Consider the following 11,714-nt stretch of genomic DNA (forward strand, 5'->3'; position numbering starts at 1 on the left):
GTGGACCAACGGCTAAGCTTATATATCGCGCCGTAATTGACGCTAATATAAGAAATACTTATACTACGAGGCTATGGCAACGCGCCCCACACGGCTCCCATTCGATCTCCACGTCCTGGAGGCTTTCCTCGGCGTCTGCGAAGCGCGCTCCATGGCGCTCGCCGCCCAGAAGCTGGCTATGACGCAGCCAGCCATCTCCCAAGCCGTTGCCGATCTGGAATCGCGCATCGGCGTGAAGCTGTTCGACCGTAGCGTCCGGCCCCTCGCGTTGACGCCCGCTGGCGAGCTGATGCGCCAGCGCGCGTCCGCGCTCATTTCAGAAGCGCGGCAGATTGCGACCGCTATCAGGCACACCGCACGCGGCCGCCTGGCCCTGATCCGCGCCGGATTGGTTGACAGCCTGTCGCGCGCGTTGACGGGCCCAATCGCGACTTTTCTCGTCTCGCACGCCGAGCACGTCTCGGTGCAGTCCGGACTGACGGCCGCCCACGCAGGCGCCCTTTTGACGCGAAATCTCGACCTTTTCATCGGCGTCGACGATATGAGCGACGTCGAGGGCTTCGATCGCCACGAAATTGTGACCGAGCCTTACATACTTGTGCTGCCGCCGAAGCAGAAAATTCCCCGTTCCGTCGAGGAACTCGAGGCCTGCGCAGAAAAGCTTCCGTTCATTCGCTATAGCGCCCGCTCCAAAACCGGCATCGACATCGAACGCCATCTCCGCCGGCTGCATGTCGACCTCCCGCCGGGACTTGAGTTCGATACCCCGTTTGGGGTGAGCGACATGGTCGCGCGCGGCAAGGGCTTCGCGATCACGACGCCGATCTGCCTCGCCGAGGCGGCGCTCGCCGGTAGCGATGTTCGAACCGCACCGTTGCCCGGTCCGCAGCTGAAACGAACCTTGACGCTGGTGAGCCGCAAGCAAGAGCTTGGGACCCTGCCCCGCGATTTAACCAAAGCATGCAAAACGTCGCTCGAGGCATCCACACTCTCCCCGCTTCGAGCCTCGATGCCGTGGCTCGATGCCGACCTGCGCACCTGATTAATTTACGCCGTGCGCGTGTCTTCTCACCGCCCGGCCGTTTAAGCGGCGGCTGTTGCAGTGCGAAGTGTATGAAGGGCCGTCTTCGCGGGGCAATTTGGCCCACGTGATGACCCATCTCCCAGACCTTACGTCGCGTTGGCGCGCCCCTGAACTGGGAGTACCTTTCCCACATACTTGAATCCAGATTGGATAATCACTGGCAGATGACGCTGCAGGCGATCATCATTCGAGCAGACGGTGCTCTAGCTGAAACGGAAGACGTACGCCGGCGAGCGTTCGCACAGACGTTTTCTGAAGCCGGATTTGAGTGGTCTTGCGATCGAGAAGGATTTGCGCTCACCGCCAAACTCGGGAGCGGCGAGGCGCGGATGGCGCATTACGTCCGCTCGATCCTTCGCGGCAAACCTGAGACCCAGGATCTGTCGTTCCTTATCCACGCGATGCATCGCCGCGCCTCGAAACTTTTTGGCGAGATGCTTTCGACGACGGCCATCGAGCCCCGCCCGGGCATTCGCGACTTGATCATCACGGCTCGCGGCGACGGGCTTCGGCTGATCCTGGTTTCGCTGCTCGATCCCAAAGACACAGAGCGCTTGCTCACGAGACTTTTCGGCGATCGCGGGCGGACGCTCTTCGATAGCGTCCTCTCCGGCGACAAGGAAGGCAAGGGCGAGTGCGAAAGACTCTATACCGAAGCGCGTTCGGCACTGGGCATCGATCCCAAGCACAGTCTCGTCATTGAGGGCGGTAGCCGCGGCACGCTCGCAGCGAAGGCAGCGGGCTATTCCGTCATCACGACGCGAAGCGCATTCTGTCGTGAAAGCCCGGCTTTTAGCGAAGATTCGGTGTGTGTGGACGATCTGACGAGTCTGCTCGCGGCGCGCGATCGCAATCCCCACGATCCCCTCACCCCCGAAGACCGGGCTGATCTTTTGGCGATGTTATACCGTCTGCACGCGAGTAAGTGCGAAGGGCTGACGGGACTTGATTGGAGCGATCAGATGAAAGTCTCCGACATTTTGAAGACGAAAGGGTCGGCGGTTAAGACGATCGAGGCCAATGCCACGATGCGCGCCTTGGCTCATAGTTTCAGAAAAGAATCGGTCGGCGCGATGCTCGTATTGGACAGCAAGGGCTGTCTTGAGGGGATCATTTCCGAAAGAGATCTGGCCCGCGGCATCGACGAATTCGGCATGGATCTGCCGCAAATGCGGGTTGCCAACTTGATGACCCGCTCGGTCGTTACGTGTGCGCCCGACGACCGCGTCGCCGCCGTTGCAAATGTCATGACACAACGGCGCATTCGGCATTTGCCGGTCGTCGTCGAAGGCAAGGTCGTCGGCCTGATCAGTATCGGCGACGTTCTGAAACATCGCTTGGATGAAGTACAACTCGAAGCCAGCGTGCTGAGAGACGTCGCGCGCTCGCGGCGCTAGACTTCGGCTCAGGGCTCAACGCTCGACACCAGCTTGCCGCAAGGTCTCCGTGCCAAAGCATCGGATATGGTCGACGCAAGCTATCTCAATGCCATAAAGCAGTTCGAAGGCTACACAGCCAAAGCCCGTTGGGATTATGCCCAGAACACCAACGGCTATGGCACTCGCGCGCGCTTCGCGGGCGAAGTCATCGATAAGGACGAGGCGGATCGGCGCTTCTCCGACGAGATCAAAAAGTCAGCGGACTTCGTCAACAAGTTCGCTCCGGATCTCGACGCCGGCAGCAAAGCCGCCCTGACATCTCTCACGTACAATGCTGGCACGGCCTGGAGCCAGAGCGGGCTTGGAAAGGCCGTCGCGAGCGGCGACCTCGATACCGCCCGTTCGCTATTCCTCCAGTACAACAAGGCTGGCGGCAACGTCCTGGACGGCCTCGTGCAGCGCCGGCTTCAGGAAGTTTCGTGGTTCGGCCAGGGCCTGCCAACCGCACAGGTCGCAAATGCCAGTTTCGCTGCGATGGCTGCTGCAGCCAGCGGCGCATCGGCATCTTCGGACGGAGCGCTTTCCGATTTGACACCCGCAAGCGCCGCTCCGGTGACCGCGCGGCCCGTCACAGCATCGGCGGCATCGTCGACCGATTTGAGCGTTGAGCCCTTCGCTAGCCTCACCAGCGATCAAATGCTCTTGGCGTTACTGTCGAAAATGCCAAGCGCGGGAGCGGCACGCGATGAGGCCGACACGAAAAAATCGGATCGCCAGTCCGATCAGAAGGCGCAAGATCGCGACGTCGTGAAAGCGGGTTGAGCCAAACCCTTTCTAACGGAAGTATGTGATCGCAATAACGATCAGAACCGTCGCGATGCCAACGGCGGCGCTGGCGACTTTCACCATTGATGGATCGGCAGAAGCTTTGGGTCCATTCTCCCCGCCGCGGAATCCCCGCTCGTCCGCCTGAATGCTCCGCGTCTTGCCGATCAGAAATCGCTGCAAGAAGAACTGCAGATCAGGGGAAGGCGCTGTCTGCGCGATATGCGGATGGTTGAGGCCGAGTGGAATTGCGGTTCCTGCAACAGGAGGATCGGCGCGAAACACTTGCTCATCATCGACGTAGCGAGCCGCGATACGGTTCGGCGACGATGCGACCTCGCCCTCGTGCGCGCCGATCCGGCGTGTTTCGTCGGCGATCTTGCCGTTGAGTTGTTCGTCGAGCAGTGTCAACAGAACCGGCGCCATGGCTTTATCGTTGTGCGAAATCGGCGGGGCCGCCGGGGGAGATGCCTCGCCTCCCATGTCCTGACTGGAGGATGGATTCCGATTGCTCAGAAGTTGCCGCTCGCCACGCAGAAGCGTTTCGTTGACGATCAGCGCGCCAATTGTCTCCGCATTGTTCACCATGGTCGTTCCGCCTCGAAATCAAGATTCCTATCTCGATACCTTAAGCTACGAACAGCGCTCCTAACGTGAAGGTTGGGCTCCCGGCTTTTGCCCGCCGGGCAACGTCTGCGAAAGGTAGGCAAACACGTCTTCGACCGGCTCTTCGTCGAGATCCTGCTTGATCGCCTCATATACTCGCGGCACGATTTCCATCGCACGGTCGAGCGTCGCATCGGTGCCTGGCCGATAGCCGCTGATGGCACGAAGATCGCGCGTATCCTCGAAACGCGAAATGACCTCGATGAGCTGGGTTACGAATTGTGCTTGATTCTTGGTTCTGATCTTCGGCGCCAATCGTGACAACGATGCCAGCGGGTCGACTGCGGGCAGCCGCCCCTGGCTGGCGATGGCGCGATCGAGGACGATATGGCCGTCGAGGATGCCGCGCGCGGCATCGGCAATCGGATCATTATGATCGTCGCCATCGACGAGAACGGACAGGATTGCGGTGATCGTACCAGCGCCTTCTTCGCCGGGGCCGGCACGTTCGAGCAGCCGGGGCAAGTTGCTGAAGACGCTCGGCGGATAGCCACGCGCAACGGGCGGTTCGTCGGCGGCGAGCGCCAGCTCGCGCATCGCATGGGCATAGCGCGTCAACGAATCGATGATGAGCAGGACGTTTTTTCCGCGATCCCGGTAATATTCGGCGATGCACATCGCGGTACTGGGCGCGAGACGCCGCATCATCGGGCTCTCGTCGGACGTGGCGACGACCGAGACGACGCGCGAACGCGATGCCGCAAGCGTATCGTCAAGAAAGTCCCTCACCTCCCGGCTTCGCTCGCCGACGAGAGCAAGCACCGTGACATCGCTCGAAGGGGCGCGGCTCAGCATGGCGAGCAACGTCGATTTGCCAACGCCCGAGCCCGCGAAAATTCCCAGTCTCTGCCCCGCGCAAATGGGCGTGAAGAGGTCGATCGCCTTGACGCCGGTCGTCAATGGCATGCCGAGCCGATTTCGGCGTAGCGGCGATGGTGGCGAACCTTGGATCGGAAATGCGTGAACGCCACTGATGAGCGGACCGCCGTCGTCGATCGGCCGGCCCAACGCATTCAACGTTCTGCCGAGCCAGGATTCGTCCGGCGAAAGCGTCATTGGCCCCGACAGTGTCGTGACGCGGGCGCCGAGCTCGATCCGATGGTCAGCAACGAAGGGCGTGACGTTGATCGAGTCGGCTTCGATTGTCGCGACCTCGGCAAGCACGGAGCCGCCTAGCCCCGCAATCGAGACCGCATCGCCGATGGAGACGAACTTCGAAAGTCCCGACACGACGAGGAACGTCGTGCTGATGCGGACGACGCGTCCGGATACGCGATGGGCGGGGGACAGCGCCGAAGCCATGGCCATCATCCGATCCAACCGGTCGAACGGCGTCGCTGGGGCGTCCGTAATCAATACTCGTCCTCCGGCGATAGATCAGGAGCCCGCGAGAGTTTTCAGCGAATCCGTCAGCGACGACTCGGTGTCGCTCAGCATGTTGGTGACGGCCTGAAAATTTCGCTGGATGGTGATGAGGTGCGTCATCTCGAGGACGGGATTGACGTTCGATTTTTCGACGTAGCCCTGCATGACGCCATTGTTGAGGAAGTCGATTTCCGGAGTGGGCGGAATGTCGGAAACGACCGACGCGCCATCGGCCCGCGTCAGCGTCGCTCCGCGCGGCATCCGGTAAAGTCCGAGCGCGCCGAGATTGTTGCCCGCTTGCTCGATCGTGCCCGCCTTGTTGATCGTCGGCGCTGGGTCGTTGGGATTGAGCTGCACCGGGGTACCGCCGGCGTCTAGAACCGGGTTCCCGGTGAGCGTCGTCAGCATGCCTTCGCTCGTCATCTGCATGCGCCCGTCGCGCGTATAGGCAACTCCATTCGGCGTTTGAATGGCGAGGAAGGCATCGCCCCTCACAGCGACATCGAGCGGATTGCCCGTCTGCGTCACCTCGCCGGTCCGGAGCGAAAGATGATTCTGGCCCTTCGAAACGAAGCTCACCGAATCCTTGCCGGCTGGGGCCATAAGTTCCTCAAACGACATCTCTTCGCCGCGAAATCCCACGGTGTTGGTGTTCGCGACGTTGTTGGCGAGCGTATCCAGGCGCCGTTGTAGAGCCATCTGCGCGGAAAGAGCGACGTAGACATTCGATTGCATGCGAGATCCGTCTTCGTGAGTGCCGGTCTGGCCACGAAGCTACGGATACGAACTTGTGGGTGGCTGACTCGCTCGGCGAGCAAGTCCCGCGCAAGCCAAAGCGTCCCTTATTGGTTTTCGCCTAAATCGGCATTGGGAATGCTTACGTGACCATTCTACTCGGCCTGATCATCACCCTCGTCTGTATGCTCGGTGGCTTCACCGCCATGGGCGGCCACGTTTGGGTCATCTGGCAACCCTGGGAGTACGTCATCATATGCGGTTCGGCGCTGGGCACGTTTGTCGTCGCCAACCCGATGAAAACGATTAAGGACTCGGGTAAGGCCGCCTTCGAGGCCTTCAGGAACGATACGCCGACCCAGGAAGAGAACATCGAGCTTCTGGCTCTGCTCTTTTTCATGATGCGCGAGCTTCGCGACAGATCCCGGGCCGAAATGGAAATGATCATCGATGCGCCGCAGGATGCGGAGGTGTTCAAGCGCTCGCCGACGGTCACGGCGAATGAGGAGCTGACCACCTTCATCTGCGATTATTTCCGTCTGATCATCATGGGCAACGCTCGCACCCACGAGATCGAATCGCTGATGGACGAGGAAATCGAGACGGTGCGCCACGACAAGCTGAAGGCCTATCACGCACTCGTTGCCGTAGGCGACGGTTTGCCGGCTCTCGGTATCGTCGCCGCGGTCCTTGGCGTCGTGAAGGCCATGGGCGCAATTGATCAGTCCCCGGAAATCCTAGGCCACCTCATCGCCTCGGCTCTCGTCGGAACCTTTGCCGGCATCTTCTTTTCCTATGCGGTCGTTGGTCCTCTCGCGACGAAGGTGAAGATCGTCCGCGAGAAGAAAATGCGGTCGTACGTCATCGTCAAGCAGTCGCTGCTGGCGTTCATGAACGGAGCCATGCCGCAGGTCGCAATCGAACACGGCCGCAAGGCGATTTCGGCGTACGAACGTCCGACGATCAACGAGGTCGAATCCGCGACGATGGGTGGTGGTGCGGGCAACAAGCAGGGCCAAGAAAGAAAGGCAGCTTGATGATCCGGCCATCGTTTCGCGTCTTCTCCGGACCGTCCTCGGCTGGCGTGGCGATAAAATCGCAGGGCGGCCGCTATGACGAATGACGGTCTGCACGAAGGCGCAAGCAATATTCATCTAGAAATGGAAAGATCGCTCGAGAGAGCGCTTTCTTCAGGTCAAAACCGGCCCGATCGCCTGCCGGGCTTGCAGATGATTTTCGGCCAGTTGCCGCGCGTGATGACGGAAGAGATCGGCAATCTTTCGCATTTGCCGTTCAAGGTGCGTCTCCTCGATCTCTTTGCTTCGACCATAGCCGATACGTGCGCGCTGGAGCCGAGCGCATTTGCCGGCGTGGTTCGCGCCGAAAGATGGAGAAGCTGGCTCTACTTCATAGCCGACCCTGCCGCGAGCGCCCTTTTCGTGGAAGCTGCGACGGGCTGCGAGGGGATTCCGCAAGGCGGACTGTCGCCACGCACGCCAACCCGTACCGACGCGAATGTCCTGCGCGTTCTGTTCCGGCGCGTCGCCCGCGCCCTGTCGAGCGCCTTTTCGATCCTCGTCGATGTCAGCTTCGATGTCGGAGCGGTCGTCGAGAAGATTGAGCTCGAACCGCAGCTGACCCTGACCTCTCCCGTCATCGCCGCGCGCCTGTCTCTGGACTACGCCGGACATCAGGGCGTCGTGACGATCGTCATTCCGCAAGCGGCTCTCGAATCGGTACGCCATTTGCTCGCGGGTCCGATGCCCGCCGGAGTGACGGGTGCGGCCACACGCTCGCGCGAGGATCCGACCTGGACCAAGCAGCTCTCCGAGGAGATTGCTCGCTCCTTCATCGAGCTCAACGGCGTCCTTGAAGAGCGCCCGATTGCATTGGGTGAGGTTCAACGGTTTGCCGTTGGAACCGTCGTCGAGCTGGAGCTCACGTCGATGTCGCGCGTGCGGCTCGATGCCGACGAGAGCCCGCTGTTTTGGTGCGAGCTCGGCAAGCGCGACAATGCGCTGATCCTGAGGATCGATGACGAATTCGATGAACAAAGGGAATCGGTAGACGAGTTCTACGGACTGTAGGGCCGTGCTCTCAAGGCTGCGGCATGTTTCGTATGGCAAAGTTCGAGTCGGATACGTTAGCACGAGGAATGACCGGCATGATGCCGAGTAATGCAGTAGAAGCGGAGAACGCTCCGGAAGCAACTGAAGCCGGTTTCGATCAGCCGCTCGCAGGCATGGCCGATTTCGGTGAAGCCAGTAGCGCGGACTTGGCGGAGACCCTGCGCAAGGCGGCTGCCGATATGAACGAGGCTGCAGCCGATTTCGGCAACAACAACTCATTGATCATGGGCCTGCCCGTGATGATGAAGGTCGTGCTCGGCTCTGCAAAAATGCCTGTCGCAACTTTGGCCAAGCTGGCCAAGGGATCCGTCGTCAAGCTCGACAAAATGGTGGGCGATCAGGTCGACATATTGGTCAATGGCCGGCTGATTGCGCGCGGAGAAGTTGTCGTTCTCAATGAAGGAACGTCTCGCTTCGGTGTCGTGCTGACGCAAGTCGGCTCCTTGCCACCCGTTGCGAAATAATAACGGCACATGCTGTCCATGCGCGATCCGTCATTAGAGCCCGAAAGAACATTGACGGGTCCGGAAAAGGTCGGGGTGCTGCTTCTCGCGCTCGGCAAACAACGCGCAAGCGGGCTGCTGAAGAAGTTCAATCCCGAAGAGCTGAACATCCTCGTTCGCTCCGCCGAGGTCATGCCGACGATTTCCGCGGCTGAGCTCGAAAACATCGTCCAGGAGTTCGAAAACCAGTTTGGCCACGGCGCGCCGTTTTTGGGCCGCGCCGAAGATGTGAAGCGCCTGGTTACCGACGTCATTTCCGAGAACAAGTCGTCCGGCGACCCGAACGAGCAGGTCATCGCCCGCTTGGACATTTGGAGTCAGCTCGCAGCGCTTCCCGATGACGTGCTGCAAGCGCATTTTCAAAAGCAGTCCCCGCAAGTCGCAGCCTATTATCTCGACCGGCTCGGAAGCGAACGGGCGTCGGTCGTACTGAAGTGCTTTCCGGTCGCTGAGCGCAACGATCTTCTGAACCGCATGCTGGGTCTCGGGCAGGTCGCGCCGCAAGTCGTGGAAGCTCTGGAAAGCGGACTGCACGAAGAACTGTTCGATAACGATCGGCGGTCCTCGGATAAGCATCTGTCGCTGGCGAGCATTCTGAACAACCTCGACAAAGAGGAGTCGGCGCAAGCGCTCCAGTACCTCGCGAGCGTCAAGCCAAAGGACGCCGAAGCGATCCGAAAGATGCTGTTCAAGTTCGAGGATCTGTTGAGGTTGCCGGCGCGGGCCCTGACGGTCCTCATGGACGGAATTCCCGTAGAGCGAACGGTTCTCGCACTCCAGGGCGCCGATGGAGAATTGCAAAACAAGGTTCTGTCGGCACTCTCGCCGCGAGCGCGCCGCATGGCGGAAGCGGAATTGCAGAGCCCCGCAAACGTGCCTCAGCGCGATATCATCGATGCCCGGCGCGCGATGGTCGAATCTGTGCTGCGGCTCTCCGCCGAAGGCGCGATCGATATTTCAAGCACATCCATGGAAGCCGTCTAATCGGCAGGCCGCTGGAGCGGGATCGTGTCTGAAGCACAGGACAAAGATAGCCGCACAGAAGAAGCAACAGACAAGCGAATGTCTGATGCGAAAGGGGAGGGCAATATCCCGCTCTCCCGCGAGGCGACAAACTTTATGTACCTCCTCGCAGCGCTGCTCATGGTCGCGGCGCTCGGCCAGACCTTCCTCACCAGCTTTGCCGAACTCCTTATGGGGTTGCTTGCGAACGCCGGGTCCATTCGCCTCCAGAACGCCGGTGACCTCGGCATGGTCTTCGATGTTGTCGGTAAGACCGCGGCGCTACTGACCGCTCCTATCGTTCTCTCGTTTACGGCAGCCGGCGTATTGGCGGCAACGCTGCAGACGCCACCGGTTCCGATCTTCAAGCGCGTGATGCCGGATATTTCCAGGGTGTCACCGGGAAAAGGCCTGAAGCGCCTGTTCAGCATGAATGGAACTTTCGAGTTCCTGAAACTTACGTTGCGGCTGAGCATCATCGTGATCACGAGCGCATTGGTCGTGATGTACCTGTGGCACGACTTTATCAATTCGATTTGGAGCGACCCCGCGGCCATTCTGAGACTCTCGCAGAAGAGCGTCGCGCTGTTGCTGACATCGCTGGCGATTCTGTCATTCGTTCTTTTGCTGTTCGACCTGCCGATCACGCATATCCTTTGGCGCCGGTCGCTCAGAATGGCGCCGCAGGAAGTCAAGGATGAACGCAAGCAGTCGGAGGGCGATCCTCATATCAAAGCGCGTCGCCGTTCCATTGCGAGATCGCGCGCACGCCAGCGGATGCTTCATGCAGTGCCGCGCGCAACGCTCGTTATCGCTAACCCGACGCACTTCGCTGTGGCGCTGCGATATGTCCGCTCGGAAGGAGGCGCGCCGCGGGTCGTTGCCAAGGGGCAGGACCTCGTCGCGCTTACAATTCGCAAAATTGCCGAAGAAAATGATATTCCTGTCATAGAAGACAAGGCTCTCGCAAGGTCGCTGTATGCAAAAGTAAGCGTGGATCAAATGATCCCTGTCGAGTTCTACAAGGCAGTCGCTGAAATTCTTCTTCGTCTTCAGGCGCGGCGGAACCGGACTGGTCCTGTCCGCGCGTGAAGGGAAAAAAGGCGCTATGATTCCATTTCGCATCGATCATTCTGAAGTTCGTGAAAAGATCCTCGGCGAGAGCATTCGTTCCGTCGCGTCCGACCTGCGCTTGATCGACCTTCCCGATCTTGTCAGCTATTTGAAAACCGGACAGATCGCGAACATCGGCTCGCTCGTGCAGGCTTCGATTGAACTGTCGTTCAAACCGGAAACGTTGACCTTCGGTCATGCCGGCGACGTTCATCTGGAATGGGGTTCGCTGCCGCGCGTATTCCTTGATATGGAATTTCACCACCAGTCCGTGCACGTCTTCTTTCGCCTGATACTCGAGGCCGAAGAGGCTGGTGTCGAAATCACCTATATTGCGTTTGAAGGCGAATCGAGCGGTCCCAGTCAAAACACCACACGATTGCATCACGCGCTGGGAGAGGCGCGCCTGAACTGACGCGTTTATTGAACGCGCCAGTCGCATCGCCAAAGAAGATGCCGACTCCCGCACCGCTGTTCAGGCCGACGCAAGGGAGCGGGTGCACATAGGAAGGCAAGATCATGAAGGATCCCTTTCTATGCAGCCCATGCAACTTTTCGATCTGGCTTTTCGCCAAAACGAATGGCTCGCACAACGTCAATCGGTAATTTCGTCGAACGTCGCGAATGCCAACACGCCTGGTTACAAGGCGAAGGATATCGAAAGCTTCGACGACGTTATGCGCAAATCCGTCTCGATGACGGCAACCGACCCGCAGCATCTCACATCCGGCATTGGCACGTTCCGTCAGGCAGAAGATGGATCCAACGATGCTGAAGTTCTCGTTTCGGGCAATGACGTCAATCTCGAGCAGGAATTTCTCAAGTCCAACGACGTGATGCGCAGCTACACGATGAACACCCAGATCATGAGGACGTTCGACCGGATGCTGCAGTCGGTGACGAAGGCCTAAGC

The 11,714-nt window shown here is 59.7% G+C and carries 13 protein-coding genes; 10 read left to right on the forward strand and 3 right to left on the reverse strand.

The annotated features are described in order from the left end of the window. Positions 1-73: 73 nt before the first annotated feature. From AB4Z24_RS12940 to AB4Z24_RS12950, 3 genes are all read left to right on the forward strand, one after another. On the forward strand, positions 74-1,042 hold the full coding sequence (locus tag AB4Z24_RS12940) for a LysR family transcriptional regulator (RefSeq protein WP_441708698.1): 969 nt from the start codon (positions 74-76) through the stop codon (positions 1,040-1,042). Between the two features lie 188 nt (positions 1,043-1,230). Further along, positions 1,231-2,481, forward strand: a complete 1,251-nt coding sequence (locus AB4Z24_RS12945; RefSeq protein ID WP_441708700.1) for a CBS domain-containing protein — start codon at positions 1,231-1,233, stop codon at positions 2,479-2,481. 66 nt (positions 2,482-2,547) lie between these two features. Further along, positions 2,548-3,285 (forward strand): lysozyme, encoded by a 738-nt coding sequence (locus AB4Z24_RS12950; RefSeq protein ID WP_441708702.1) that lies wholly within the window; start codon positions 2,548-2,550, stop codon positions 3,283-3,285. A 12-nt stretch (positions 3,286-3,297) separates the two neighbouring features. Here AB4Z24_RS12950 and AB4Z24_RS12955 read toward each other — a convergent pair whose 3' ends face one another. From AB4Z24_RS12955 to flgF, 3 genes are all read right to left on the reverse strand, one after another. Then, on the reverse strand, positions 3,298-3,876 hold the full coding sequence (locus AB4Z24_RS12955) for a hypothetical protein (RefSeq protein WP_441708703.1): 579 nt from the start codon (positions 3,874-3,876) through the stop codon (positions 3,298-3,300). Positions 3,877-3,936: 60 nt separating this feature from the next. Continuing rightward, positions 3,937-5,265, reverse strand: coding sequence for a FliI/YscN family ATPase (locus AB4Z24_RS12960; RefSeq protein WP_441708815.1), 1,329 nt, complete (start codon positions 5,263-5,265; stop codon positions 3,937-3,939). 66 nt (positions 5,266-5,331) lie between these two features. Then, positions 5,332-6,054, reverse strand: coding sequence for a flagellar basal-body rod protein FlgF (flgF, locus tag AB4Z24_RS12965; RefSeq protein ID WP_441708705.1), 723 nt, complete (start codon positions 6,052-6,054; stop codon positions 5,332-5,334). A gap of 146 nt (positions 6,055-6,200) precedes the next feature. On the opposite strand from flgF, the gene motA reads away from it, so the two are divergent. From motA to AB4Z24_RS13000, 7 genes are all read left to right on the forward strand, one after another. Further along, positions 6,201-7,091 (forward strand): flagellar motor stator protein MotA, encoded by an 891-nt coding sequence (motA, locus tag AB4Z24_RS12970; RefSeq protein WP_441708707.1) that lies wholly within the window; start codon positions 6,201-6,203, stop codon positions 7,089-7,091. Between the two features lie 75 nt (positions 7,092-7,166). Further along, positions 7,167-8,141, forward strand: coding sequence for a FliM/FliN family flagellar motor switch protein (locus AB4Z24_RS12975; protein ID WP_441708709.1), 975 nt, complete (start codon positions 7,167-7,169; stop codon positions 8,139-8,141). A 77-nt stretch (positions 8,142-8,218) separates the two neighbouring features. Then, positions 8,219-8,647: a FliM/FliN family flagellar motor switch protein gene (locus tag AB4Z24_RS12980; RefSeq protein ID WP_441708711.1), complete on the forward strand. Its 429-nt coding sequence runs from the start codon at positions 8,219-8,221 to the stop codon at positions 8,645-8,647. A 9-nt stretch (positions 8,648-8,656) separates the two neighbouring features. Next, a complete protein-coding gene (locus AB4Z24_RS12985) occupies positions 8,657-9,670 on the forward strand; it encodes a FliG C-terminal domain-containing protein (RefSeq protein ID WP_441708713.1) in 1,014 nt (337 codons plus the stop codon). Between the two features lie 24 nt (positions 9,671-9,694). Beyond that, positions 9,695-10,780, forward strand: a complete 1,086-nt coding sequence (locus tag AB4Z24_RS12990) for an EscU/YscU/HrcU family type III secretion system export apparatus switch protein (RefSeq protein WP_441708715.1) — start codon at positions 9,695-9,697, stop codon at positions 10,778-10,780. A 16-nt stretch (positions 10,781-10,796) separates the two neighbouring features. Further along, a complete protein-coding gene (locus tag AB4Z24_RS12995) occupies positions 10,797-11,216 on the forward strand; it encodes a hypothetical protein (RefSeq protein WP_441708717.1) in 420 nt (139 codons plus the stop codon). A gap of 121 nt (positions 11,217-11,337) precedes the next feature. Then, positions 11,338-11,712 (forward strand): flagellar basal body protein, encoded by a 375-nt coding sequence (locus tag AB4Z24_RS13000; RefSeq protein ID WP_441708719.1) that lies wholly within the window; start codon positions 11,338-11,340, stop codon positions 11,710-11,712. Positions 11,713-11,714 lie beyond the last annotated feature (2 nt).

The sequence above is a fragment of the Hyphomicrobium sp. 2TAF46 genome (genome assembly GCF_052114865.1).
Taxonomy (GTDB): Bacteria; Pseudomonadota; Alphaproteobacteria; order Rhizobiales; family Hyphomicrobiaceae; genus Hyphomicrobium_B.